Below are 23,908 nucleotides of genomic sequence, written 5' to 3'. Positions count from 1 at the left end.
GGCGTATCACAGCAGCGTCAGGAGCGCTTGAACATCATGAACAAGCGTACGGCTTACGCGATTGGCGGCAACGCCGTCGTGATTGGCGTGCTGTTGATGCTTCTCGGCGACTTCATGTTCGCGCTGAACGACGCGATGGGCAAATGGCTTGTGGCGAGCTTCTCGGTTGGCCAAGTCCTGCTGATCCGCTCCGTTGGCGCCTTCGCCGTTCTCGGGCCCATGCTGTCGCGCCAGCCGCTGTCGGCCCTCTACCGGGTCGAGCAGCCTTCGCTCCACCTGCTGCGCATCGTGCTTGCTACCGCAGATACCGGCCTGTTCTACGCGGCCGTCGCCTATCTGCCGCTCGCGGACGTGATGACCTTCTACATGGCGGGCCCGATCTATGTGGCGGCGCTGTCGCACTTCCTGCTTGGCGAGCGGATCGGCTGGCGCCGCTGGCTTGCGGTTCTCATCGGCTTCATCGGTGTCGTAATCGCGCTGCGGCCCTCTGAGGAAATGCTGGCATGGCCATCGATCTTCGGCCTTGTCGGCAGCGTGTCATTCGCGCTGACGATTGTGCTCAGCCGCATGTTGCGCTCCACATCAGACGCAACGCTCGTGACATGGCAGACGCTGGCCTGCCTCGTGGCCGGCGCCTTCCTGACGGTCGGCAACTGGAGCCCGTTCACCTTTGGTGAACTTCTGGCGCTGCTGCTTCTCGGCATTGTCGCCTGCACCGCCCACCTGCTGATCACCCGCTCGCTGAAACTCGCGCCTGCCTCCCTCCTGGCGCCGCTGCAATATACGCTCCTGCTGTGGGCGGTGGTGTTTGGCTGGGCCTTCTTTGGTGACTTCCCGGATGCGCAGACGCTGTTTGGCGCGGCGATCATCGTGCTCGCCGGTCTCTTCATCTTCCACCGCGGAAACCTGAAGCAGGATGTGGAGCCGATCGTGCCGACAGAGTCGAGCCACGGCTGACCGCTCTAGCGCAGGCCAAGCCTGCGGCTCAGCATGGCTTCCAGCGCCGACAGGGCATCATAGATCAGCACGGCAAGCGCGCCGACCACCAGCCCTCCCTGCAGTACGAAGGCCAGGTTGTTGGACTGCAAGCCGGCGATGATGACCTCGCCGAGCGTCTTCGCCGCCACCGTCGAGCCGATGGTGGCCGTGGCAAGGTTGATCGTGACCGACAGCCGTATGCCCGCGATGATGACCGGCAGGGACAGCGGCAGTTCGACCTTCAGCAAACGCTGCATCGCCGTCATGCCGGATCCGCGCGCCGCCTCCGTGACCGAACGGGGCAGGTTTTGAAGCGCCGTCAGCGTGTTTTCAAAGATCGGCAGCAGCCCGTAGAGAAAGAGCGCAATCAACGTCGGTTTCGCCCCGAAGCCGACCGCCGGCACGGCAAGCGCCAGCACGGCAACGGGCGGAAAGGTCTGGCCGATATTGACGAGGCTGCGCGACAACGGCAGGAACTCCGCTCCGAACGATCGCGTGACGAGGATCGCCAGCAGGATCGCCAGGATTGCTGCTGCGAGCGTCGCCGCAAAAACGATCTCCAGATGCTGCAGCGTCAGTGAAAGCAGGCTTCCCTGGTTATAGATCGCCGGAGTACCGCCATCCACCAGCGGCCTGAGCAACCACTCGAACGTGTCGGGAGACACGAGGAAGCCGACCAGCACGGCAAAAAGAAGCAGGCGCAACAGGAGCGGAACAAACCTCATTGAGGCCTTGCCGCATGCTTCACGAGGTTGTCGAGCGTGACCCGGCCCATCGGCAGACCCGAGGCGGAGATGACAGGCAGCGCCCTGCGTCCGGTCCACAACATGGCCGATAACGCGTCCTGCTGCGAGCTCGTCTCCGAGATCGGCTCGCCATCAGCCTCGCCCGGCTCCACGATCGCGCCCGTCGCGCCGATCGCCAGAAGCCGGAAAGGCCGGTCCCCATCGCCCACCAGCGCACCGACAAATGGCTCCGCCGGCGCACTGATGAGTTCAGCAGGCGGGCCGTATTGAAGTACCCTGCCCTTGTCCATCACCGCGATCTTGTCAGCCAGATGGAACGCTTCATTCATGTCGTGAGTCACAAGGACAATGGTCGTTTCCAGGTGCTTCTGGATGGCTTTCAGATCCTCCTGCGCCTTGGCCCGGATGATCGGGTCGAGCGCCCCGAACGGCTCGTCCATGAGGAGCACGTTGGGTTCGGCCGCGAGCGCCCGCGCGACACCCACCCGCTGCTGCTGGCCACCCGACAGTTCATGGGGGTAACGCGCGGCGAAGACGGCGGGATCGAGCTGGAACAGGGTCAGCAACTCCTCCACCTTGGCGTCGATCCGCCGTTTCTCCCAGCCAAGCAGGCCCGGCACCGTGGCAATGTTCTGCGCCACCGTGCGATGCGGAAAGAGCCCATGCCCCTGGATCGCATAACCGATGCGGCGGCGCAGGTCGTAACCGGGGATCGAGCGATTATCCTCGCCATCAAGCCGGATCACGCCTTCGGTGGGCTCCACCAGCCGGTTGATCATGCGCAGAAGCGTGGTCTTGCCCGAACCGGAGGTGCCGACGATCACGGTGATCGTGCGCGGCTCGATCACCATCGAGACGTTGTCCACGACGGCAAGGCCACCATACCGCTTGGTTATCGCGTCGATCTCGATCATGCGGCGCGCCCTCCCTTGGCGACACGGGAATTCATCTCGATCAGCGCATCGAGCACGACGGCCGCAGCAAAGGCGAGCGCGACCGTCGGCACGGCGCCGAGAAGCACGAGGTCCATGGCAGTCTGCCCGATCCCCTGGAACACGAAGACGCCGAAACCGCCGCCGCCAATCAGCGCGGCGATCGTTGCCATGCCGATGTTCTGGACGAGCACGATGCGGATCGCGGTGAGGATGACCGGTAGCGCCAGCGGAATTTCGACCTGAAACAGGCGCTGCCGGTTCGTCATGCCGATGCCGCGCGCCGCTTCGTTCGTTTCGCGCGGCACGCCGGAAAGACCGACGACGGTGTTGGCGACGATCGGCAGCAGCGAATACAAGAACAGCGCCACGAAGGCCGGCGCCGTGCCGATGCCACGGATGCCGGCTTCGGACGCTCCCGGAACATTGGCAGCAATCCATGCTAGCGGCGCGATCAGGATGCCGAACAGCGCGATCGACGGAATGGTCTGGATGAGGTTGAGCAGGTTCAGCACGCTTGCCCGCAGCCAGCGGACCCGGTGACACAGGACGCCGAGCGGCAGCCCGACGATTGAGGCCGCGACAAGTGAGCCGAGCGCCAGCTTCACATGATTGCCCGCCTCGCTCCAGAAGACATCCGCCCGGCCAGCATATTCCTTCATGATCGACAGCCCGTTCCAGCTGCCGGAGACGAACAGCAGGCCGATCGCCACCGCCGCGGCGCCGAGTAACAGCACGCGCAACCAAGGTGGCGGCTGAAGCCGGGTAATGGCATCCGCCGTCAGCAATGCGAAGGCAAACAACAGGATCCAGAAACCGGAGGCGGGCGAGACGCGGGCGTAGGTATTGCCGTCCGGCGTGAGGAAGCCAGCCGCCTGCCCCATGGCAAGCACGAGACCGGTAAGTGCGCTCACCGCCGCAATCAGTCTCAAGGTCGCAGGCGCGCGCACCAGCGCAATGACGATCGCGAGCGCCAGTCCGGCGACAAGCACCCCACCCGCCAGCGGCGGCAGAGCCTCGAGCACGGTCTTGGCCTGCCCCTGCAGGATGCGGTTCGGCTTCAGCACGGCGAACGGGCTCGCCAGCAGCCCGTAAATGGCAAGCACGGCGATCACGATCCCGAGTTTGTCGAACCTGAACCTCAATCCGCCTCCTGCGCGCTAAGCACTTCGCGGGTTGGCATTGGCGTCCGTCTTCATGTCGCCAGTGCGAAGAGACGGGACGCCGGCCGGACCTTATTTCAGGAAGCCGTTCTTCTTCAGGAAGTCTTCGGCAACCGCCTTGGCCGGCTCGCCGCCCACCTGCACACGGCCGTTCAGTTCCTGCAGCGTCACGAGATCAAGCTTCTCGAAGACGGGCTTCAAGATCTCCTCGATCTTCGGGTTCTTCTTCAGCACCTCTTCGCGGATGATCGGCGCGGGCTGGTAGACCGGCTGCACGCCCTTGTCATCCTCGAGCACCACGAGCCCCGACGGCGCAATGCCGCCATCGGTACCGTAAACCATCGCCGCATTGGCGCCGTTGGTCTGGTTGGCGGCAGCCGCGATCGTCGCGGCCGTGTCACCGCCCGAGAGCGTGATCAACTGGTCCGGCTTCAGTGTGAAACCATAGGTGGTCTGGAAGGCGGGCAGCGCCGCAGCCGAGTTGACGAATTCGGACGAAGCCGCCAGCACCACCTTGCCGCCTTCCGACACGAACTTGCCGAAATCGCTCAGCGTCTTCAGCTTGTTTTCATCGGCAACATCCTGGCGCAACGCGATCGCCCAGGTGTTGTTGGCGGACGACGGCGACAACCAGACGATCTTGTTTGCCTCGTAGTCCAGCTTCTTCACCGTCTCGTAAGCGTTGGCCGCATCCTTCCACGTCGCCTCGTCGGCCTTGTTTTCAAAGAAGAAGGCACCATTGCCGGTATATTCAGGATAGATATCGATCTCGCCGGCGGTGATCGCCTTGCGCATCACCGGGGTGGCGCCAAGCTGGATGCGGTCGGTCGTTTGGATATCATTGGCGTTGAGCATGGCGAGGATCACATTGCCGAGCACGCCGCCTTCCGTATCAATCTTGGAGGAAACGACGACCTGGGCCTGCGCCACCGTGGCGGCGAGGCTGGCTGCAAGTGCAATTCCGACGAACTTCGCTTTGAACGACATGGCCAAGATTCCTTCGCATCGCGCGCCGATCACGCGCCTTGGTTTTGAACAAGAGCAACAACAGGACGTTTATCTAGGGCACTCGTGCGAGCCTACGAGTTCTCCGGCCAAACCGCGACAAGAAATTTTCAACGGCACCCCCCTCACCGCCATTCGGACGGCTCCGCCGTCCCCGAGAATGGGTGATCCAAACAACAGAAATGCCCCGCACGCGTGAAACGCACGCGGGCGAGGCATAGCGATCTCTTTGATCTTGAAGGGCTTAGTCGTCCTTGCGCAGGCTACCGGCAAGGAAGAAGCCAAGAAGCGTGCCGGCGGCGAGCGCCCCGAGGGCGACGCCTGTCGCAGTGCTGTTGCGCTGTGCCTGGCGCGTCAGGTCAAGCCCATGCTGGCGCAGGTGGCTTGCCGCGTGGCGGGCAAGCGGGCCAAGCGTCGCCGAGGCGTCACTGGCACTCGACGATGCCTGCCGGGTCAAGCTCCGGCTCAGGTCGGCGAGTTGGTCCTGAAGGATGGATATCTGGTGAGCGATGTCGCGAGCCATTTGAGAAGGTCCCCATTGTTGGATTCGATCTTCAACGTCGGGTTCCCGGCAATGTTCCCGCGCCATCACCGGATGATGGGTCAAGCCGCGATGCGGCGAGCGGCCTTGTGGACGGCCTTGGCGTCATCGCCGTATTGTTCCAGGATCGCAGCGGCGTCCTCGACGGCAATGCGATATTTCTTCGCGACGACAACGGGTGTGAGAGGCGCAGCAGCGCCTTTTTCGTGGCTCATGATTTTTCTCCGGAAGTTTCTGGCCGCAAATCGCGACCGGGGCCATTGCCCCGTGATGCTCATATGGGGAGGATGGAGGCGTTTTGCGAGTGTTGTCGGAGCGGATGATCAAAAAGATCAGACGGCAATCCTCCAGCGACGTTAGATGACCCGCATCGAACTGGTCAGCGGAGAGAGCCGTGCAAACTGTACCGGAATAGTGACAGAGGCCATCGCGGCGAGCTCCACGGCGGATCGTCGGCCAGGCAATTGCATGGGTTGCTGAACACGATGAGCAACATCAGCATTCTTTTGGAATTTTCAATGAAAATGGTGGGCCCGGAGGGACTCGAACCCCCAACCAAGCGGTTATGAGCCGCCGGCTCTAACCATTGAGCTACAGGCCCGCCGATCGAGACGAGGATGAGCGCAATGGTCCGCCCAGCCTTGAGGCTCGCTCTAGCGCAATTCCCTTTCCTGGACAAGCCGTCGCCGCAATAGGTTCACAATCGCCCGCCACCAATGTTCCCAGGCAGTGAGTCTGGCAGCTATAAGTCCTGCTCGTTGCCGTTATTCAACATCCGGCGCGGTGGGAGAATCCCACGATGCGCCTTCAGACCGGGAGAACACCATGCGCCTTGCGCCAACACAGTCACGTCTTGCGCTTGCCGCGATCCTGAGCCTTGCTGCGGCAAGCTCATGGACATCAGGCGCTGCGGCCCAGGAGCCGCGCCCGCGCGAGCCGCTGATCCGGGTGTCCGGCGAAGGCGAAGCCTCGGTCGTTCCGGACATGGCGGTTGTCAGCCTGTCGGTGGTGCGCAATGGAGAGACGGCCGATGCCGCGCTTTCGGCCAACAGTGCGGCGATGAAAGAGGTGCTGGCGGCGCTGAAGGCCGAAGGCATCGCTGATCGCGACATCCAGACCAGCAACTTCTCGATCTATCCGCAATACCGCCATACCGAGCCGAAGGATGGCGTGGTCGAGCCGCCGAAGATCATCGGCTACGAGGTCTCGAACGGCGTGTCGCTGAAGATCCGTGACCTCGACAAGCTCGGCGGCATTATCGACAAGTCGGTGAAGCTCGGCGTCAACCAGGGCGGCCAGATCGAGTTCACCAATGACAATCCGAAAGACGCCATGAAGGATGCCCGCAAGGCGGCCGTTGCCGAAGCGTTGGACAAGGCCAAGACCTTGACGGAGGCGGCCGGCGTCAAGCTTGGCCGGGTGATCGAGATCAGCGAGAACACCGCCCGCCCGCCGCAGCCGATGATGCGCATGGCGATGGCCAAGGACATGGCGGCGGAATCCGTTCCGGTCGCCGCCGGTGAGAACACCTATCGTGTGACGGTCAACGTCACCTTCCAGCTCGACCAGTAACAACCGTCGTTCCTCTCGCCACATCGGCGGCGGGAGGTTTTCACCTTGAACCATATAAAAAGCCCGCCGATCGGGAGATGATCGGCGGGCTTTTTCTGTTGTTGGCGGCCGCGCGTTAGCGGCGGATCAGCGGGCAGCCGCGGACGTTGGCGAAAACCACCCGGTCGCGACCACGGCGGTCGAACCCGACCACGGTCACGGTGCGACGCGACACGTCCACGACACGGACGCGGCGCAGGCCCATGCGGGCGGCCTTTTCTTCGGCAAGCCACGGTGCACAGCCGGGGCGACGGTCCGGGCGGCGGTCAGGTCGCCAGTGGCGGTCGCGGTGCTGAACCGAGATGACCAGGTCGCCATTGGCGGCAGATGCCGTCGGCGCAACGGCGGATAGTCCGGCGAGCGTGACGAGAGCAGCGATTCCAGCTTTGGTGAAGATGTTCCTCATGGCGTGTCTCCAGAATTGGGGCGTTGTGCCCGAAACCTCTCTCGCCTTGCTGGCGATTGTGTGGAAGCTAGCGCGCCGGGGCTGAACAAAATCGCAATCCGCCGTTCAGTTGCAGTTCATCGAGCGCTCACGCCGAAAGATGCAGCACCACCTCGCGCCTATGCGGATGGTCGCGGTGTTCGAAGAGGTACAACCCTTGCCAGGTGCCGAGCATCAACCGCCCGGAACTGACCGGGATGCCGAGCGAAACAGCAGTCAGCGCCGCCTTGATATGCGCCGGCATGTCGTCCGGACCTTCGGTCGTATGGGTCACCCAGCGCATCTGCGGGTCCCTGGCCGGCGGCACGAGGCGCGAGAAGAAGGTCTTCAGGTCGCGCCGCACATCCGGATCGGCATTCTCCTGGATGAGGAGCGAGCAGGACGTGTGGCGCACGAAGACCGTCAGCAGGCCTTCGCCGCTTGCCTGTCCACCCACGAATTTCTGGGCCGCCTCGGTGAATTCATAAAGCCCCTGCCCGCGCGTTTGGATCGAGATGACGGTCTGGGGCATGAGGCGGCGCTCCTTGTTTCAGATCGCCGGATTTATAGGGTCATGAAGCTCTGGAAGCCACCGTAAATCATGCGCTTGGCATCAAACACGCCCTTCCACTGCTCGCCTGCGAGCCGCGGATCCTTCATCACCTTATCATTGATCGCGTCGCGCTGCTCGCGGCTTTCATAGGTGATCCAGGAGAACACGACCGTCTCGTCCTCCTTCGCCTGCACCGCTCGCGGGAATGATGTCAGCTCGCCATAAGGCACGTCGTCGCCGATGCACTCGACATAGCTGACGGCGCCATATTCCTTCCAGATATCGCCGGCGAGCCGGGCAATCTCCTTGTAGCGCTCCAGGTTGGCCGTTGGTACGGCAAGAACAAAACCATCAACATAAGGCATAGGTCTTCCTCCTCTTGAGTTGCAACTTAACAAGGACGTGAAACGGCAGGCCGATCCGACAAGCTGGCCGAGATTTTCTCGATCGGCAAGATCGGGCCGGATCAGAACCGGTCCGGGATCGTTATGCGGTCTCGATCATCGGGAGAATGGCATGACCGCAGGAGATGCAACGGACACCAGGAAGCAGGCCCGCACATCGCGTCTCGGCTTTCCGGTCAAGGTCATGGCGCGCGATGACCTGAAGAGCAATGACAGCCGCCGCTCAGCCAACAATCCACATCTGAAGGTGTCGCTCGAATATGTCGACCAGATCCTCGATCATCTCGACCGGCACGACATCCGCATGTACCGCATGTCCTCCGATATCGCCCCCTACGTCACGCATCCGGACATGCCGCAGTTCCACGGAATGATCGGCGAGAGCGTCAGCGAGCTTCGCGCACTGGGCGAAAAGTCGAAGCGTCTCGACATCCGCCTGTCGTTCCACCCTTCACAATTCGTGGTGTTGAACAGCCCCGATCCCGAGCTTGTCAGGAAGAGCATCTGGGACCTCTCAACCCAGGCGGAGATGCTGGATCTGATGGAACTCGGGCCGGAGGCCGTACTCGTCATTCATGTCGGCGGCACCTATGGCGATATTCCCGCCAGCCGCGCCCGCTGGGTTGAGACCTGGAAGATGCTTCCCGAGCATGTGCGCCGCCGGCTGGTGCTCGAACACGATGATCTGCGGTTCTCGGCCGCCGACGTCCTTTGGATCCACGAGCATACCGGCGTGCGGCTGATCTTCGACTACCAGCATTTCTGGTGCCTCAACCCGGAGCGGGCGGACCTGCGCGAGACGCTGGCCGCCATTCTCGCCACCTGGCCGGAGGGACAGCAGCCGAAGATCCACTTCTCTTCGCCGCGCACGGAACTGCGCGAACAGGTGCGGGTGGACCCAAAGACGCGCAAGAAGACGACGAAATACGTCGCACCGGTCTTCACCGGCCATGCCGATTTCTGCAACCCGTTTGAGTTTGCCACCTTCATGCGCACCGCGGAAGGCCTGGATTTCGACGTGATGCTGGAGGCGAAGTCGAAGGACCTGGCGCTGTTGCGGCTGCGGCCAGATTTGTTGCGCTATGCGCCAGACGTTGCGCTGCGCTTTGGTCTGGAAGCCACCGAAGCAGAAGAGCTCGAAGAGGAAGCCGATGCGGTACTGGTGGAGGAGAAGGTCGCCGGCGGCGCCTGACCCGGATCAGTCCGGGAAGCCCCGCGCCCGCCACTGACTGCGTGGCACAGCAGCGCCAACGTCGAATGCGAACGAAACGACTCTCATCGCATCCTCGTCCACCTCGCACCGGAACCTGATGTTATACCACTTGGCGCTGGCGCGAAACGCCGCCTGCCTGACCTCGAGTACCGTGCCGGAAGGCAGCTTGTAGGCGGGCAGGATGTCCGGCCGGTAGGCTGCCGGCGCATGACGCAACTGCTCGCGCAGCTCCGTGGCGCAAAGCTGCCCGGCGCGAATCTCGCGCGGGATCTCGCCCATGGCCGTCATTGCCACGTCGCTTTCGGTGACGCTGCGGGAAAACAGCTTGGTCGCCTTCGTCAGGTTGCTGGGCGAGTCCTTGGCGGGGGCCTCGGTCGGTTTTGGTGTCGGCGCAGGCACGACCTGCGGGACAAGCGCTGTCATCTCGTCGGCAGGTGCGGCACCGGTCTCCGGTCCTTCGACATGCGAACTCGCCGCCGCATCGACCTCCGGCACGTTGACATCATCGGGCACGGCACTTGCGGGTGGCGCATCTTCTGCGGCTTCCGTCTCCCCGGTCGGTCCGGCTGTTTCCTCCGTCTCTGTTGGAGCGGTTTCCGGCTCTCTGCCTGCCGGCTCTTCCGGCGCGTCGCCGTCTTCGCTCACGCGCGGGCCTTCATCCTTCTCGCCAAATTGCTGGACAGGCCGCAGGACCGGCATGGGTTGCCCTGCCCGCTCCTCGCCCTTCGGCGGTTCGGGTGCGGGTGGAGGTGGCGGCGAAGGTTCAGGCGGCGGAGGCGGTTCTTCCTGTTTCGCTTCCTCTTGCGGCGGCGGTGGCGGTGGGGGCGGAGGCGGTGGCTCATCCTGTTTGGCCTCTTCCTCCTGCTCCGGCGGAGGTGGGTCTTCGGCCTCCTCGGCCTCTTCTTCCGGCTCTTCAGGTGAGGGAACCAGTTCCACCGTCACGCTCTCTTCCTTGGGCGGCTCCGGAAACTCCAGGGGGAAGTGGAAAAAGAAGGCGAAGGCCAGGACGACATGCAGCAACACGGAGGCAGCGATGCCGCCTCCGAGCGCTCTGGTCCGTTTCGGACGATGATCCTGCCTGGTTTCCCGGGCGTCCTCGGCTTCGATGCCTTCCATGGCTGCGATGTAAGATGGAATGCAGGCCGGATCGAGTCCCGGTGGATCAAAACCTGCGCCGGCAACATCTTTGTGGCTTGAGAAGAAACCGACCGCGTGGTATGTTTCCCCATGTCCCAGGCCCATAGACGCGAAAAACAGCCCGAGCAGGTGCGGCGTTCCATCCTTGACCAAGCGGCACGGTCTGCCGCAGAGGCTGGCCTGTCGGCTATCACCTTGCAATCAGTCGCAGCTTCGGCCGCCGTGACCAAGGGCGGGCTGCTACATCATTTTTCCAGCAAGCAAGCGCTGGTCGAGGCGGTGTTCGCCGATCTCCTGGCAAAGCTCGATGACGAGATCGACCGGTTGATTGAGAACGACACCGCCACCCCTGGTCGCTTCACGCGCGCTTATATCGACGCCTTCTTCCAGGTGACGCGCGAAGGTGCCGGAAGCCCCTGGGCAGCGCTGTCGGTCTCCTGCATGAACGACCCGAAGCTGCGCGCACTCTGGTCGGACTGGATGCGCGACCGGCTCGAACGCCATGCAGACACGGACAATCACCCGGTGCTGCAGATTGCGCGCTACGCCGCCGACGGCATCTGGCTTGCCAATCTCATGGAAAACAATGGTGTCGAGCCGCAAGATCTCGAGCGCCTCAGGATAGACCTCAGGAAGATGACGGAAATCGAGGCGTACAGATGAACACGGCTCTGGTGACATATGTTTCGCTTGGCACTGCGATCGCGCTCGAAGTGATCGGGACGACCTTCCTGCAGCAAAGCCAGCAGTTCACGCGTTTGGTGCCGACCATGCTGATGGCGCTGTGTTACGGCGCGGCCTTCTATCTCTTGTCGATCGCGCTCCGCGTCATGCCGATGGGCATCGTCTACGCCATCTGGAGCGGGCTTGGCATCGTGCTGATCTCGGGCGTTGGTCTCGTGGTGTTCCGGCAGAAGCTCGACCTTGCCGCCATGATTGGCCTTGGCCTGATCATCGCCGGCGTCGTGGTGGTCAACGTGTTCTCGAAAACCGTCGGGCATTGAAGAAGCCCAACGACCAAAAGAAAAAAGCCCGGCTCGCATTGCGAACCGGGCCTATTGACAGAGTTGTCGACCGAAGCTTAGCTGTCCAGGAAGCTGCGCAGCTTGCGGCTGCGGCTCGGGTGTTTCAGCTTGCGAAGCGCCTTCGCCTCGATCTGGCGGATACGTTCGCGCGTCACCGAGAACTGCTGGCCGACTTCTTCCAGCGTATGGTCGGTGTTCATGCCAATTCCGAAGCGCATGCGAAGAACGCGTTCTTCGCGCGGCGTCAGCGACGCCAGTACGCGGGTCGTCGTTTCGCGCAGGTTCGCCTGGATAGCCGCATCGATCGGCAGAAGCGCGTTCTTGTCTTCGATGAAGTCGCCGAGGTGGCTGTCTTCCTCGTCACCTACCGGGGTTTCGAGAGAAATCGGCTCCTTGGCGATCTTCAGGACCTTGCGGACCTTTTCGAGCGGCATGGCGAGCTTTTCAGCGAGTTCTTCCGGCGTCGGCTCGCGCCCGATCTCGTGCAGCATCTGGCGCGACGTACGAACGATCTTGTTGATCGTTTCGATCATGTGCACGGGAATGCGGATCGTGCGGGCCTGGTCGGCGATCGAACGCGTGATTGCCTGCCGGATCCACCACGTCGCATAGGTCGAGAACTTGTAACCGCGACGGTATTCGAACTTGTCGACCGCCTTCATCAGGCCGATATTGCCTTCCTGGATAAGGTCGAGGAACTGCAGGCCGCGGTTCGTGTACTTCTTGGCGATGGAAATCACGAGGCGAAGGTTCGCCTCTACCATTTCCTTCTTGGCGATGCGCGCTTCGCGTTCGCCCTTCTGGACCATCGACACGATGCGACGGAATTCGGCGATCGAGATGCCGGTTTCGGTCGCGAGATTCTGGATCTCCTGGCGGATATCGCGGATCGTCGTGTTCTCGGCGCGCGCAAACTCCTTCCAGCCACGGGCGGAAAGGTTGGCGATCGACTTCATCCAGTTCGGATCAAGTTCGGCGCCCTGGTACTGTTCGAGGAAGGACTCGCGCTTGACGCCGTAGGATTCGGCGAGGCGCAGCAGGCGTCCCTCGTTCTGCATCAGGCGCTTGGAAATGTCGTAGAGCTGCTCGACAAGAGAGTCGACGCGGTTCTGGTTGAGCGACAGGGACTTGACCGCCGTCACCAGTTCGTCCTTGAGCTCCTTGTAGCGGCGCTCTTGAGCAGACGACAGCGTGCCCGTTGCGGAAAGGCGCTGCTCAACCTGCTGATCCTGAAGCTTGCGCAGCTTCTTGTAGGTGTCAGCGATGAGGTCGAGGGTTTCCATGACCTGCGGACGCAGTTCCGCTTCCATGGCGGCGAGCGAAAGGCTCGACTCGTCGTCGTCCTCTTCTTCTTCCTCAAGCGGAAGGCCTTCGCCACCAACGGCCGTGATGTCGTCGTCATTGGCAGCAGAGAAGCGCGCCTTGCGGCTCTTTTCCTTCTCTTCGGCCGCCTTGCGGTCAGCCTCGATCTTTTCCGGGCTCTGGAACTGCGGCGCAGCTTTTGCCTCAGGACCCGAATAGGTCGTTTCGAGGTCGATGATTTCACGAAGCAGCGTCGTGCCTTCGTTCAGCTCGTCGCGCCAGATGATGAGTGCCTGGAAGGTCAGCGGGCTCTCGCAGAGGCCACCGATCATCGTCTCGCGGCCGGCCTCGATGCGCTTGGCAATCGCAATTTCGCCTTCACGCGACAGAAGCTCGACGGAACCCATTTCGCGCAGATACATGCGCACCGGGTCGTCGGTACGGTCGGTCGGCTCTTTCTTCTTGGCGGTCGCGAGCGCAGTGCCGGTCGTGGTGGCAATTTCGCCGCCTTCGCTCTCGCTCTCCTCGCCATCACCGTCGCTGTCGTCTTCACGCGCGGACGCGTCGTCGGCATCCTCGTCTTCCACGACATTGATGCCCATGTCGGACAGCATGGACATGGTGTCTTCAATCTGCTCGGAGGTGACTTCCTCCGACGGCAGGACCGAATTCAACTCGTCCATGGTCACGTAGCCGCGCTTCTTGGCGGCCTTGATCATCTTTTTGACCGCGTCGTCAGAGAGGTCGAGAAGCGGACCGTCGTGCGAGCCTTCGCGTTCGTTCTCTGCTTCTTCGTTTTCTTTGACTTTTGTTGCCATTTATTTCGTCGCTTTCCCTGAACGCCACTTCCGCCGCGCTGTCGCAATCGGCTGAAGACTATCGCCGCCGCCTTCGCCGCGAATCACTTGTCCAACACGTAACGGATTGACCTTTAATTCCCGATTACCATTCGGCGGCCGCATCAACGCAAGGCCGTCCCGTGAGAGGATCATCGGTCATGTTCGGTGCTATTGACCCACTCCGCCTATTCTGCCTTGAGATGGTGATTCCCATAAATTAACGTTCCGTCAAGCTTTTCCCGACCTCAGTCCCCGGAAAAGTCGAAAACTGCCTGCAGCAGCTTCAACAGGGTACGCTCACCAAATTTAACCGCTATGTAGGCACGGCACCCGGAAAGACAAGCCTTTTGACCCAGATATCGCCACCCGGTGACAATTTCTTCCGTATAAAGTGAGTGCTAATTAGGGCGAAATGGCCGCCTCTTCGCCTGGCCCACAAAAACCATGCTCGAATCAGCCATGGCTGACCGCCGCACCCTTGATCCGGCCCGACAAAACCCCGAAGCCATCGATGATCGCTTCCTGGTTCTCCATCCGCACGATCTCAAGCTGGACCTCTGACAGGGCGCGCAAAAGCAGCTCGATCTCCTCGGAGTTATCAGCTTCGGTCGCCTCCGCAATGGCGCGCTCCAACTCCATCTTCTGGATGCGCAGCGCCTTGGTGCGCTTGTGGAGCGACAGCGCCTGTCGGTAGCCTTCGCGTGCGTCTTCCATTGCCGCCCCTTCCGTCGCGGTCCAGAGACGAGCGTTGCGCACCTGCTGGTCAAGCGACTTTAAAAGCACCTCGAACCCGTCGGCGGTGAGCCGCTGCATCAGGTATTCGCGCGAAAGATTAGTGCCCGCTGTGGCTGCCGCCGGCAGCATGGAGGACCAGAAGCGCTGCAGGTCGCGGTTCTCGAAGTCGATCGCGGCGATTTCGTCGTATTCCTCGAGCAGCAATTCCGGATGATTGACGATCGTCAGCGCAAGAACGCTTTCGCGCAGCGCCGGCAGGTCGCGATAGCCGCTGACGAGCCCCGACCGCGTCAGCCGGTCTGATACGGTAACCGGGCCCGCTGCCACGCCGCGCTGGTTCTGGAAGCCGCCACCCTGCCCCGGCCGACCGCCGCCGCGCTGGAAAGGCGGGCGATTGCCACTGCCGCGCCGGGTCATCGGCGAAAAGAAGCTGTTCAGCCGGTCGCGGATTTCCTGCTGGTAATGCCGGCGCACGCTTTCGTCGCCGATCACGGAGACGATGTGCTTCAGCCGCGCTTCGAGCTCGGCCCGCTGTTCCGGCGTTGTATATTGTCCGGCGGCAGCCTCCCGCTGCCAGATCATGTCGACCAGAGGCTTGGCTTCGGACAAAACCTTATCGAAGGGTGCGCGCCCTTCCTGCTTGACGAGGTCGTCCGGGTCCTTGCCCTCCGGCAGGAGCGCGAACTGCACCGATTTACCGGGTTTCAGGAACGGAAGTGCAAGGTCAGCCGCCCGGCTTGCGGCGCGAAGGCCGGCACCGTCGCCATCAAAACACAGCACAGGCTGCGGCGACATCTTCCAGAGCAAGTCGAGCTGGTTTTCCGTCAGCGCCGTGCCGAGCGGCGCCACCGCATTCTCGATCCCCGCCTGATGCAGCGCGATCACGTCCATATAACCTTCGACGGCAATGACCGTACCCGGTTCGCTGCGGTTCGCCTGCGACGCGCGACGGGCGCGGGCAAAATTGTAAAGCACCTGCCCCTTGTGGAAGAGCTCGGTGTCGGGCGAGTTCATGTATTTCGCAAGCGCGTCCTGCGCCATTGCACGGCCGCCAAACCCGATCACCTTTTCCCGCGACGACAGGATCGGAAACATGATGCGATCGCGGAAATAGTCATAGGAGACGGCGATGCCCTCGCCGTGGCGCACCAGCCCGCAGGCCTCGATCTGCTCCTTCGGGACGCCCTTGCTGGCCAGGAACTCCTTCAGCGCATTCCGGCTCTCCGGAGCATAACCCAGCCGGAAAGTCTCGATGGTCCGGGCGCTGAGGCCGCGATCGCGCAGATAAGCGCGCGCCTTCACGCCGGTGGCGCTCTGCAACTGGTCCTGGAAGAACCGGGTCGCCAGTTCCATGACATCGATAAGGGAGGTGCGCTCCTTTTCCCGCTTTTCCGCCTGTGGATCCATTTGCGGCATCGGAACGCCGGCCATGTCGGCGACGGTCTGGACAGCTTCGGGAAAACTCTGTCCTTCAAGCTCGGTGAGGAAACGGAAATGATCCCCGGAAACGCCGCAGCCAAAGCAGTGGTAGCGGCCCTTGCGATCTTCGCAATGGAAGCTCGGGCTCTTTTCGGCATGGAACGGGCAGCAGGCCCAGTAGTCTCCACGCGAGACATTGGTCTTCTTGCGATCCCAGGTTACGCGCCGGCCAACCACGGCCGATATCGCCACTCGGTCGCGAATTTCGTCCAGGAAACTGTTGGAGAAGCGCATGTCAACCTCTTGGCCAATTCCCATATAAGCACGCCGGCCAGGGAAAGCCACTGCGGGACGAAAACATGCCCGCTATTCACACCTCGCTGCCGCATGCAGCGAAAACAAAAAGGCTGGAAGCCGAAACGGCTACCAGCCTCCTGCTTTTATCGGCTTTCAAGAAATCTTACTTCAGCAGTTCCTTGACCACGCCGGACGCCTTGGCGAAATCCATCTGCCCCGGATACTTTTCCTTCAGGATGGCCATCACCTTGCCCATGTCGCGAAGGCCCTGCGCGCCGGACTCGGCAACGGCAGCCTTGATAAGCTCAGCCGCCTGCTCGTCCGAGATCTGCTCGGGCATGAAGGTCTTGATGACGGTGACTTCCTCGCGCTCCTGCGCGGCAAGCTCGCCACGGCCGGCATCCTCATAGATCTTCGCCGATTCCTCGCGCTGCTTTACCATCTTCTGCAGGATCTGCAGGATGTCGTCGTCGCTGACCGGATCCTTGCCGGCGCCGCGATTGGCGATATCACGATCCTTGATGGCCGTTTGCACCAGCCGGACCGTGGAAAGCCGCCGGGTATCCTTGGCCTTCATTGCTTCCTTGAGCGCCTCGGAAAGCTTGTCGCGCATCATATTATGTACTCCTTGGGAAGGCCCGCCGCCGGGCGGCAATTATGGCTTTTCCTTGTCTTGGTGGCGCTGTCATAGACGAGGCCCGGTGCAGTATCAATTGGCTGGCTGCCGCTCTTGCGCCAGACGACCGAAATACCCAATGTTTATTGAGTTCGTGAGATTGACCGTGCTGCCTGCTTTGTCTATTTTCCCGCACCTGCACGAGATATAGATGTATGGGCTTTCGCCGGCACTGCCTGCGCGCCCGTTTCTGCGACCATAGATGGCCTTCGCACCCTGCCTCTTCAAGAGACGGGACGGCAAGGCAGAAGGATAGAGATGACCGCCACTGCCCCCTGGACAACGAAAAAACCAACCGCTGTGCTCGTCCTGGCAGACGGCACGGTGATCGAAGGAACCGGGATCGGGGCGACGGGCAAGGTACCGGCCGAGGTGGTCTTCAACACGGCGCTCACCGGTTACCAGGAAATCCTGACCGACCCGTCCTATATCGGCCAGATCGTCACCTTCACCTTCCCCCATATCGGCAACGTCGGAACCAACGAAGAAGATATCGAATACCTGACGCCGGCTGCACGCCGCGGCGCGGTCGGCACGATCTTCAAGGCCGACATCACCGATCCTTCCAATTATCGCGCTGCCAAGGATCTCGACGGCTGGCTGAAGTCGCGCGGGATCATCGGCCTGTCCGGCATCGACACCCGTGCGCTGACCGCCTGGATCCGCAGCAACGGCGCCCCGAATGCCGTCATCGCGCATGATCCGAACGGCGTTTTCGACATCGAGGCCCTGAAGGCTGAAGCCAAGGGATGGAGCGGTCTGGAAGGTCTCGACCTCGCCAAGGAAGCCACGTCTGGCCAGTCGTCGCAGTGGACGCAGAAGCCCTGGGTCTGGAACGAGGGCTTCGATGACCTCAATCCGGAAGACGCCAAGTACCACATCGTTTGCGTCGACTACGGCGTAAAGCGCAACATCCTGCGCCTCTTCACCGGCCTCGATTGCAAGGTGACCGTCGTTCCGGCACAGACCTCGGCCGAAGACATCCTGGCGCTGAAGCCGGATGGCATCTTCCTGTCGAACGGCCCGGGGGACCCGGCGGCAACTGGCGAATATGCTGTTCCGGTGATCCAGAACCTCATCAAGACCGACATCCCGACCTTCGGCATCTGCCTCGGCCACCAGATCCTCGGCCTGGCGCTCGGCGCCAAGACGGAGAAGATGCACCAGGGTCACCACGGTGCAAACCACCCGGTGAAGGACCACACCACCGGCAAGGTGGAGATCGTCTCCATGAACCACGGCTTCGCGATCAACTCGAGCACTTTGCCGGAAGGCGTTGAAGAGACTCACATCTCGCTCTTCGACAACACCAATTGCGGCCTGAGACTGGCGGGCAAGCCGGTGTTCTCCGTCCAGCACCATCCGGAAGCTTCGCCCGGGCCGCAGGACAGCCACTATCTGTTCCGCCGCTTCATCAACATGGTGCGCGAGAAGAAGGGCGAACCGGCACTGTCCGAACGCTGAGAAATCTCAAGAGAAGCTTGAAAAGCCCGCCATTTTGGCGGGCTTTTTTTGTTTAGCGGCGAACCAGCATCCAGAACCGGCCGCAAAGCAGCGCCGCCGCAGCAGCGAGCCCCATCACGAAGCCGAACCAGACCCCCTCGCCCTTGAAGCCGAGCGGGAAGGCAAAGATCCAGGCAAACACGAAGCCGATCGGCCAATAGGCAATCAGCGCCAGGAGCATCGGCACTTTGGTATCCTTCAAGCCGCGCAGCAGACCAGCCGCCACCGCCTGCAAACCATCCACGAGTTGGAAGGCACCGGCGATGATGATCAGCGGTATGGCAAGCGCCAGCACCTCGGCTGCATCCGGCTGGCGCGTATCCAGGAAAAGGCCGCCGAAGAAGGCAGGCGCCACCGCATAAAGCACGCCGCCAACCGCGGTGAACAGGATGCTGATCGCAAGCACTGCAACACCCGCACGACGCACGCCAACCATGTCATCTCGACCGTTCGCCAAGCCGACGCGCACCGTCGCCACCTGTGCGAGCCCGAGCGGGATCATGAAGGCGATGGACGCCAGTTGCAGGGCAATGCCGTGCGCCGCAAGCTGCAGCTTGCCGATCATTCCCATGAGCAGTGACGCAGCCGAAAACAGGCTCGTCTCCGCCAGGATCGTGAAGCTGATCGGCAGGCCCAGCATGAAGATCTCCCAAAGCATCGACCAGTCCGGCCGCCAAAACCGGACGAAGATCTCGAAGCTGCGCATCCGCGGCTGGCTCTCCACATAAAGGAGCGCGATAAGAAAGCCGGTGAGGTTTGCCGAAACGGCCGCGATTGCCGCACCGTGCAGTCCAAGCGCCGGTGCGCCGAAATGGCCAAAGATCAGCGTGTAGGCGACAAGCAGGTTCATGAAGAACATGCCGATCGTCACGTAAAGCACGATGCCGCCCTTCTCGAGCCCGGTGACGAAGCTTCTGAGCGCCATCAGTCCGAGCGCCGGGAACAGGCCCCAAAGCGCAATGCGCAGGTAGCTTTGTGCGTTTGCGGCGACATCCGACTCCTGGCCGAGACGCAGCAGGATCGGTTCGGCGAACCACAACAGCGGCGCGGTGAGCACGCCGTAAGCGAGCACGATCCATAGCCCCATGCGCACTGAACGCCGCACGCCAACCGGATCATTATGGCCGATTGCCTGGGCAACCAGCGGCACCACGGCGCTGGTGAAACCGGTGCCGAAGATGAAGACCAGGAAGAACATCTGTGTTGCAAGCACGACAGACGCGAGTTCCGTGGTGCCGAGCCAGCCGACCAGGATGACGTCCGTTGTGTGGATGGCCATCTGCGCCAGTTGCGCCCCCACCAGCGGCACGCCGAGCGCAACCGTTGCGCGGGCATGCGTGGACCACGAATTGTTATGGCTCCGGTCAACGATGGCTGACTGGGTCGACATGGCACTCTCCAAAGACGAAAACGCCGCAACCCATTTGGGTAGCGGCGGCTGCCAATGCCTATAGATCAGGCACCCGAAGGCAGCAACCTTGGCGGTTCATCCAACAGAATTTGTGGACGTCACTTCACGGAACTTGATGTGAAAGTTCCGGCTGCGCGGCCACCGCCGCCTCATCCTTGCGCGAGATGCGCAAGAGGAAGACAGTGATGGCCAACGCCATGAAGATGGCCGCCATGAAATAAGGCGCACCGGCAAATTCCACTGCGGCCCCCTCGCCCGTAAACGCGCTGAAGAGCTGGGTGAAGATCGCCGGGCCGATGATGGTCGTCAGACTGGTCAGGCTGGTGATCGCGCCCTGCAACTCACCTTGCGCCGACGCTGGCACCTTGGCCGAAGCGATGCTTCGCAGCGCCGGATCTCCGACATTCTCGATCGTCGTCAGCAGAATGACAGCGTAGACGACCCAACCCTGCCAGGCAAAGGCATAGCCCAAGAGCCCGAGGCACGAGAAGCTCAAGCCGAGAACCGCAGTGCGCCATTCGCCCAGAACCGGCACCAGTTTCGGCAGCACGAAGCCCATGACGATCGCCGCGCAGATGCCAAACATTCCGAGCGACAGCCCGATCTGCCCTTCGCTCCAGTTATAGCGATAGGCGGACACGAAGGACCAGACGGACGGATAAACGGCATGCGCCAGCCAATACAGGAACATCACCAGCATGACCCAGCCGATTCCCGGGTAATGACGCATCTGCTTCAACGCCCCGAATGGGTTGGCGCGCTTCAATTCAAAGGTCCGGCGGTTCGCCTTCTCCAGCGTTTCCGGCAGCAGGAACCAGGCCGCGACGAAGTTCGCGAGCGACAACAGGCCCGCCGCCAGGAACGGCGCACGCGGCCCAAGTTCGCCGAGCAGTCCGCCGATCACCGGCCCGACCGTGAAGCCGACGCCGAAGGCGATGCCGATCAGGCCGAAGTTCTTGGCACGCGTCTCGTCGGTGCTGATGTCGGCGATATAGGCGGAACAGGTCGCAAAGCTTCCACCGGAGATACCAGCCAGCGTGCGGCCGACGAACAGCATCCAGAAACTTGTCGCGGCAGCGCAGATCAGGTTGTCGACCGCAAAGGTCAGCACCGAAGCGAGCAGGATCGGCCGGCGGCCGAAACGGTCCGAGAGGTTGCCGAGCAGCGGCGCAAACAGGAACTGCATCGCCGAATAGATCAGCAGCAGCCAGCCGCCATCGACGGCAGCGCCGCTCACATCGTCGCCGGTCAGTTCACGCAGGAATGTCGGCAGCACCGGCATGATGATAGCGATCCCGATGATATCGAGAAACAGGATCATAAAGACCAGGAACAGGCCGCGACGCACGAATTTCGGGTCAAGCATTGGGAGGTCACTCCAGCAAAAACATGTTCTGGAAGTGCGACCTAGTCGCCGACGCTACTTAGCGGCGAACGTCCACGTAAACAATACGTGAACATTTCAAAAGTTTTGATGATATTCATCAACGGCGAAAGACGCCGGGTGCTCAACACCCGGCGTCTTTAGAAGTCAGCGTTGTTCAGACAGCGCCGGAAAAGGTGTCGCATGCCCGCATGTCGCCGCTGTCGAAGCCGCGCTTGAACCAGGTCATGCGCTGCGCGGACGTGCCATGGTTGAAGCTTTCCGGCACCACGTAACCCTGGCTGCGCTTCTGCAGCGTGTCGTCACCAATCTGCTGGGCCGCATTCAGCGCCTCCTCCAGATCGCCTTCGCTCAGGACGCCCTTCTGGTCGGTGAACTTGCCCCAGACACCTGCATAGCAATCGGCCTGGAGCTCGACGCGGATCGACATCTGGTTTGCTTCAACCTCGCTCATCCGCTGGCGTGCCTGGTTGAATTTCGGCAGGACGCCGGTGAGGTTCTGCACATGGTGCCCGACTTCGTGGGCGATGACATAGGCTTGGGCAAAGTCGCCGGCAGCTTCGAAACGCTGCTCAAGCTCGCGGAAGAAGTCGGTGTCGAGGTAAAGCTTCTTGTCGACGGGGCAGTAGAACGGACCGGTCGCGGACGATGCGAAGCCGCATGCTGAGTTGACCTGACCGGAAAACAGCACCAGCGTCGGCTCCTCGTAGCGTGCGCCGCCCGCTTCGAAGATGCCCTTCCAGGTGTCTTCCGTCTCTGCGAGCACAGTACGGACGAACTGCGTCGTCTCGTCGTTGGCCGTCTGGCCCGGTGCCGACTGCTGGTAACCCGAGCCCCCCATATCGATATCACCGCCGGAAAGCAGCGTCAGCGGGTTGATGCCGGTGATCCAGCAGATGATCAGGATCATCACGATCCCGCCGATGCTGAGCCCTCCGCCGCCACGCCGGCCGCCGACCGGGATGCGAAAACCGCCTCGTCCCAGGGGACTGCCCATGGAGGCGCCACGGCGATCCTCAACGTTGTTCGACTGACGACGACCTCTCCATTCCATCTCTCGGACTCCTCTCGGGCAAAGCGCGGCCTTGCGCGGCATAACGCTGGCGGACGGAAAGTGATCCGTCCAGCGTGATTTGCGGGAGCCTGCGACTCACGCGACGCGCAAATCCTTCTTGCCCGGCAGGAACACTGTCAGCAAGCCGAGTGCCGGGAGGAAGGCACAGACATTATAGACGAAGACGATGCCGTAGTGGTCGGCAAACAGGCCAAGCGCCGCCGCGGCAATGCCGCCGATGCCAAAGGCAATGCCGAAGAAAATGCCGGCGACCATGCCGACGCGGCCCGGGACAAGCTCCTGCGCCATGACGACAATGGCCGGGAAGGACGAGGCCATGATGAAGCCGATGATCGCCGACAGCGCGATCGTCACCGGCAGGTTGGCAAACGGCATCGCCAGCGTGAACGGAAGCACGCCCAGGATGGAGAACCAGATCACCACCTTCGAGCCGAACTTGTCGCCGATCAGTCCTCCAATCACCGTGCCGAGCGCCACCGCGCCGAGGAAGATGAAGAGCATGATCTGCGACTGCTGCACGGTTACCTGGAAACGCTCGATGACAAAGAACGTGTAGTAGCTGTTGATCGACGCCATGTAGGCGTTCTTCGAGAAGGTCAGGATGGTGAGCACGACGAGCGAGATCACCACCGTTCGCCTCGACAGATTGTGCGTGTTCACGGCACGCTTGCGGCCCTTGTTGGCCGCCATGTGCCCTTTGTACCAGCGCGCGACGCGAGACAGGATGATGATACCGAGGAGCGCGCCAACGGAGAACCAGATGACGCTCTTCTGCCCATTCGGCACGATGATGAAGGCTGCAAGCAGCGGTCCGATCGACTGGCCGAAATTGCCGCCAACCTGGAATACGGATTGCGCAAAGCCGAAGCGTCCGCCGGATGCAAGGCGCGCGACGCGCGACGATTCGGGATGGAAGACCGCCGATCCAATGCCGATCAGCGACGCGGCGACAACCAGCATGGCGTAGGAATGCGCCGTCGCCAGCATGACGAGACCGATCAGCGTCGAGGTCATCCCGACCGGCAGCGAATATGGGAACGGCTTCTTGTCGGTGACGATGCCGATCACCGGCTGCAGCAGCGAGGCGGTGCACTGAAAGGCAAGCGTCAGCATGCCGATCTGCCAGAAGTCCAGCGCATAGTCGGTCTTCAGCATCGGATAGATCGACGAGATCATCGACTGCATGATGTCGTTGATCATGTGACAGAAGCTGACCGCCAGGATCACCGGAAGCACCGTCACCTCCATGGACACGGCGGGCTTGACGTCGCCGACCGGGATGGAAACGGGTTTCGAGGTTGCGTCTGCCATCTGATCTCCTCCGCGCAAGCGGTCTTCGTCTGGGATGGCCGTTGCTGCAATGCTGTGACAGCGATTACTTATTCTTCTCGCAACCTACTGTCCATGTCGGCTTTGCCACTTCCGGTACGGTTGATGATGCTTGCAGCGCGTGCGCTGTCGATTCCTGTCGATTTGCGGATTTATGGGGTTCCGCTGCGGGCAACATTTGCCTATAAGCCGCGTCTAGCCTGAAA

At 61.9% G+C, this 23,908-nt stretch carries 23 protein-coding genes and 1 tRNA gene; 6 read left to right on the top strand and 18 right to left on the bottom strand.

The features are described from left to right. Nucleotides 1-36 precede the first annotated feature (36 nt). The gene (locus M0654_RS00875; RefSeq protein WP_248681423.1) at nucleotides 37-957 is read left to right on the top strand and encodes a DMT family transporter; all 921 of its coding nucleotides are present in this window, start codon (nucleotides 37-39) and stop codon (nucleotides 955-957) included. Between the two features lie 5 nt (nucleotides 958-962). On the opposite strand, the gene M0654_RS00870 is transcribed toward M0654_RS00875, so the two are convergent. The 7 genes from M0654_RS00870 to M0654_RS00840 form a co-directional block, all read right to left on the bottom strand. Further along, complete coding sequence (locus tag M0654_RS00870; protein WP_248681422.1) at nucleotides 963-1,703, bottom strand: ABC transporter permease; 741 nt, start codon at nucleotides 1,701-1,703, stop codon at nucleotides 963-965. Then, nucleotides 1,700-2,638 carry an ABC transporter ATP-binding protein gene (locus M0654_RS00865; protein ID WP_248681421.1) on the bottom strand — a complete coding sequence of 313 codons (939 nt, stop codon included), beginning with the start codon at nucleotides 2,636-2,638 and terminating at the stop codon, nucleotides 1,700-1,702. Before M0654_RS00865 ends, M0654_RS00870 begins: the two co-directional genes overlap by 4 nt. Continuing rightward, the gene (locus M0654_RS00860) at nucleotides 2,635-3,801 is read right to left on the bottom strand and encodes an ABC transporter permease (RefSeq protein ID WP_248681420.1); all 1,167 of its coding nucleotides are present in this window, start codon (nucleotides 3,799-3,801) and stop codon (nucleotides 2,635-2,637) included. The genes M0654_RS00865 and M0654_RS00860 overlap by 4 nt, the downstream gene beginning before the upstream one ends. Before the next feature lie 90 nt (nucleotides 3,802-3,891). Next, nucleotides 3,892-4,806 (bottom strand): glycine betaine ABC transporter substrate-binding protein OsmF, encoded by a 915-nt coding sequence (gene osmF / locus M0654_RS00855; protein WP_248681419.1) that lies wholly within the window; start codon nucleotides 4,804-4,806, stop codon nucleotides 3,892-3,894. A gap of 262 nt (nucleotides 4,807-5,068) precedes the next feature. Beyond that, complete coding sequence (locus tag M0654_RS00850; protein ID WP_248681418.1) at nucleotides 5,069-5,347, bottom strand: hypothetical protein; 279 nt, start codon at nucleotides 5,345-5,347, stop codon at nucleotides 5,069-5,071. Nucleotides 5,348-5,427: 80 nt separating this feature from the next. Next, nucleotides 5,428-5,580, bottom strand: coding sequence for a hypothetical protein (locus tag M0654_RS00845; RefSeq protein WP_199925111.1), 153 nt, complete (start codon nucleotides 5,578-5,580; stop codon nucleotides 5,428-5,430). 310 nt (nucleotides 5,581-5,890) lie between these two features. Further along, a tRNA-Ile gene (locus M0654_RS00840) sits at nucleotides 5,891-5,966 on the bottom strand. Between the two features lie 224 nt (nucleotides 5,967-6,190). Between M0654_RS00840 and M0654_RS00835 the strand changes: the two genes are divergently transcribed. Continuing rightward, a complete protein-coding gene (locus tag M0654_RS00835; RefSeq protein ID WP_248681417.1) occupies nucleotides 6,191-6,937 on the top strand; it encodes an SIMPL domain-containing protein in 747 nt (248 codons plus the stop codon). Nucleotides 6,938-7,052: 115 nt separating this feature from the next. Here M0654_RS00835 and M0654_RS00830 read toward each other — a convergent pair whose 3' ends face one another. The 3 genes from M0654_RS00830 to M0654_RS00820 form a co-directional block, all read right to left on the bottom strand. Then, the gene (locus M0654_RS00830) at nucleotides 7,053-7,382 is read right to left on the bottom strand and encodes a hypothetical protein (RefSeq protein WP_248681416.1); all 330 of its coding nucleotides are present in this window, start codon (nucleotides 7,380-7,382) and stop codon (nucleotides 7,053-7,055) included. 127 nt (nucleotides 7,383-7,509) lie between these two features. Continuing rightward, nucleotides 7,510-7,932: a secondary thiamine-phosphate synthase enzyme YjbQ gene (locus M0654_RS00825; RefSeq protein ID WP_248681415.1), complete on the bottom strand. Its 423-nt coding sequence runs from the start codon at nucleotides 7,930-7,932 to the stop codon at nucleotides 7,510-7,512. A gap of 32 nt (nucleotides 7,933-7,964) precedes the next feature. Beyond that, the gene (locus tag M0654_RS00820; protein ID WP_248681414.1) at nucleotides 7,965-8,318 is read right to left on the bottom strand and encodes a DUF1428 domain-containing protein; all 354 of its coding nucleotides are present in this window, start codon (nucleotides 8,316-8,318) and stop codon (nucleotides 7,965-7,967) included. Nucleotides 8,319-8,469: 151 nt separating this feature from the next. On the opposite strand from M0654_RS00820, the gene uvsE reads away from it, so the two are divergent. Continuing rightward, nucleotides 8,470-9,549 (top strand): UV DNA damage repair endonuclease UvsE, encoded by a 1,080-nt coding sequence (uvsE, locus tag M0654_RS00815; RefSeq protein ID WP_248681413.1) that lies wholly within the window; start codon nucleotides 8,470-8,472, stop codon nucleotides 9,547-9,549. Between the two features lie 6 nt (nucleotides 9,550-9,555). Here the strand turns inward: uvsE and M0654_RS00810 are convergent, their stop codons facing one another. Beyond that, a complete protein-coding gene (locus tag M0654_RS00810) occupies nucleotides 9,556-10,860 on the bottom strand; it encodes a DUF930 domain-containing protein (RefSeq protein ID WP_248681412.1) in 1,305 nt (434 codons plus the stop codon). Nucleotides 10,861-10,902: 42 nt separating this feature from the next. Here M0654_RS00810 and M0654_RS00805 point away from each other — a divergent pair, with 42 nt between their 5' ends. After that, the gene (locus tag M0654_RS00805) at nucleotides 10,903-11,370 is read left to right on the top strand and encodes a TetR/AcrR family transcriptional regulator (RefSeq protein WP_248681411.1); all 468 of its coding nucleotides are present in this window, start codon (nucleotides 10,903-10,905) and stop codon (nucleotides 11,368-11,370) included. Nucleotides 11,371-11,378: 8 nt separating this feature from the next. After that, complete coding sequence (locus tag M0654_RS00800; protein WP_390919429.1) at nucleotides 11,379-11,711, top strand: DMT family transporter; 333 nt, start codon at nucleotides 11,379-11,381, stop codon at nucleotides 11,709-11,711. Nucleotides 11,712-11,788: 77 nt separating this feature from the next. Here M0654_RS00800 and rpoD read toward each other — a convergent pair whose 3' ends face one another. The 3 genes from rpoD to M0654_RS00785 all read right to left on the bottom strand — a co-directional run bounded on the left by rpoD (nucleotide 11,789) and on the right by M0654_RS00785 (nucleotide 16,940). Further along, nucleotides 11,789-13,852 (bottom strand): RNA polymerase sigma factor RpoD, encoded by a 2,064-nt coding sequence (gene rpoD, locus M0654_RS00795; RefSeq protein ID WP_118850083.1) that lies wholly within the window; start codon nucleotides 13,850-13,852, stop codon nucleotides 11,789-11,791. Between the two features lie 474 nt (nucleotides 13,853-14,326). Next, on the bottom strand, nucleotides 14,327-16,321 hold the full coding sequence (dnaG, locus tag M0654_RS00790) for a DNA primase (protein WP_248681409.1): 1,995 nt from the start codon (nucleotides 16,319-16,321) through the stop codon (nucleotides 14,327-14,329). A 166-nt stretch (nucleotides 16,322-16,487) separates the two neighbouring features. Continuing rightward, entirely contained in the window at nucleotides 16,488-16,940 is a 453-nt protein-coding gene (locus M0654_RS00785; RefSeq protein WP_390919357.1) for a GatB/YqeY domain-containing protein, read from the bottom strand. Nucleotides 16,941-17,258: 318 nt separating this feature from the next. On the opposite strand from M0654_RS00785, the gene carA reads away from it, so the two are divergent. Beyond that, on the top strand, nucleotides 17,259-18,464 hold the full coding sequence (carA, locus tag M0654_RS00780) for a glutamine-hydrolyzing carbamoyl-phosphate synthase small subunit (RefSeq protein WP_248681408.1): 1,206 nt from the start codon (nucleotides 17,259-17,261) through the stop codon (nucleotides 18,462-18,464). 52 nt (nucleotides 18,465-18,516) lie between these two features. Here the strand turns inward: carA and M0654_RS00775 are convergent, their stop codons facing one another. From M0654_RS00775 to M0654_RS00760, 4 genes are all read right to left on the bottom strand, one after another. Then, entirely contained in the window at nucleotides 18,517-19,893 is a 1,377-nt protein-coding gene (locus M0654_RS00775) for an MATE family efflux transporter (protein WP_248681407.1), read from the bottom strand. Between the two features lie 124 nt (nucleotides 19,894-20,017). Continuing rightward, nucleotides 20,018-21,280 carry a TCR/Tet family MFS transporter gene (locus tag M0654_RS00770; protein WP_248681406.1) on the bottom strand — a complete coding sequence of 421 codons (1,263 nt, stop codon included), beginning with the start codon at nucleotides 21,278-21,280 and terminating at the stop codon, nucleotides 20,018-20,020. Nucleotides 21,281-21,455: 175 nt separating this feature from the next. Further along, the gene (gene ypfJ / locus M0654_RS00765; RefSeq protein WP_248681405.1) at nucleotides 21,456-22,352 is read right to left on the bottom strand and encodes a KPN_02809 family neutral zinc metallopeptidase; all 897 of its coding nucleotides are present in this window, start codon (nucleotides 22,350-22,352) and stop codon (nucleotides 21,456-21,458) included. Between the two features lie 96 nt (nucleotides 22,353-22,448). Next, a complete protein-coding gene (locus M0654_RS00760) occupies nucleotides 22,449-23,684 on the bottom strand; it encodes an MFS transporter (protein WP_248681404.1) in 1,236 nt (411 codons plus the stop codon). Between the last annotated feature and the right edge of the window lie 224 nt (nucleotides 23,685-23,908).

This window comes from Neorhizobium turbinariae (assembly GCF_023223505.1).
Taxonomy (GTDB): domain Bacteria; phylum Pseudomonadota; class Alphaproteobacteria; order Rhizobiales; family Rhizobiaceae; genus Neorhizobium; species Neorhizobium turbinariae.
The sequence above is the reverse complement of the archived record's forward strand: the minus strand, read 5'-3'. Positions and strand labels throughout refer to the sequence as shown.

What these genes read in the sequence shown, in the direction of transcription:
- M0654_RS00820 (WP_248681414.1), bottom strand. Translation starts at nt 8,318, where the DNA reads ATGCCTTATGTTGATGGTTTTGTTCTTGCCGTACCAACGGCCAACCTG.
- carA (WP_248681408.1), top strand. Translation starts at nt 17,259, where the DNA reads ATGACCGCCACTGCCCCCTGGACAACGAAAAAACCAACCGCTGTGCTC.
- M0654_RS00865 (WP_248681421.1), bottom strand. Translation starts at nt 2,638, where the DNA reads ATGATCGAGATCGACGCGATAACCAAGCGGTATGGTGGCCTTGCCGTC.
- M0654_RS00760 (WP_248681404.1), bottom strand. Translation starts at nt 23,684, where the DNA reads ATGGCAGACGCAACCTCGAAACCCGTTTCCATCCCGGTCGGCGACGTC.
- M0654_RS00850 (WP_248681418.1), bottom strand. Translation starts at nt 5,347, where the DNA reads ATGGCTCGCGACATCGCTCACCAGATATCCATCCTTCAGGACCAACTC.
- M0654_RS00825 (WP_248681415.1), bottom strand. Translation starts at nt 7,932, where the DNA reads ATGCCCCAGACCGTCATCTCGATCCAAACGCGCGGGCAGGGGCTTTAT.
- ypfJ (WP_248681405.1), bottom strand. Translation starts at nt 22,352, where the DNA reads ATGGAATGGAGAGGTCGTCGTCAGTCGAACAACGTTGAGGATCGCCGT.
- M0654_RS00775 (WP_248681407.1), bottom strand. Translation starts at nt 19,893, where the DNA reads ATGTCGACCCAGTCAGCCATCGTTGACCGGAGCCATAACAATTCGTGG.
- M0654_RS00835 (WP_248681417.1), top strand. Translation starts at nt 6,191, where the DNA reads ATGCGCCTTGCGCCAACACAGTCACGTCTTGCGCTTGCCGCGATCCTG.
- osmF (WP_248681419.1), bottom strand. Translation starts at nt 4,806, where the DNA reads ATGTCGTTCAAAGCGAAGTTCGTCGGAATTGCACTTGCAGCCAGCCTC.
- dnaG (WP_248681409.1), bottom strand. Translation starts at nt 16,321, where the DNA reads ATGCGCTTCTCCAACAGTTTCCTGGACGAAATTCGCGACCGAGTGGCG.
- M0654_RS00845 (WP_199925111.1), bottom strand. Translation starts at nt 5,580, where the DNA reads ATGAGCCACGAAAAAGGCGCTGCTGCGCCTCTCACACCCGTTGTCGTC.
- M0654_RS00785 (WP_390919357.1), bottom strand. Translation starts at nt 16,940, where the DNA reads ATGATGCGCGACAAGCTTTCCGAGGCGCTCAAGGAAGCAATGAAGGCC.
- uvsE (WP_248681413.1), top strand. Translation starts at nt 8,470, where the DNA reads ATGACCGCAGGAGATGCAACGGACACCAGGAAGCAGGCCCGCACATCG.
- M0654_RS00770 (WP_248681406.1), bottom strand. Translation starts at nt 21,280, where the DNA reads ATGCTTGACCCGAAATTCGTGCGTCGCGGCCTGTTCCTGGTCTTTATG.
- M0654_RS00875 (WP_248681423.1), top strand. Translation starts at nt 37, where the DNA reads ATGAACAAGCGTACGGCTTACGCGATTGGCGGCAACGCCGTCGTGATT.
- M0654_RS00870 (WP_248681422.1), bottom strand. Translation starts at nt 1,703, where the DNA reads ATGAGGTTTGTTCCGCTCCTGTTGCGCCTGCTTCTTTTTGCCGTGCTG.
- M0654_RS00830 (WP_248681416.1), bottom strand. Translation starts at nt 7,382, where the DNA reads ATGAGGAACATCTTCACCAAAGCTGGAATCGCTGCTCTCGTCACGCTC.
- rpoD (WP_118850083.1), bottom strand. Translation starts at nt 13,852, where the DNA reads ATGGCAACAAAAGTCAAAGAAAACGAAGAAGCAGAGAACGAACGCGAA.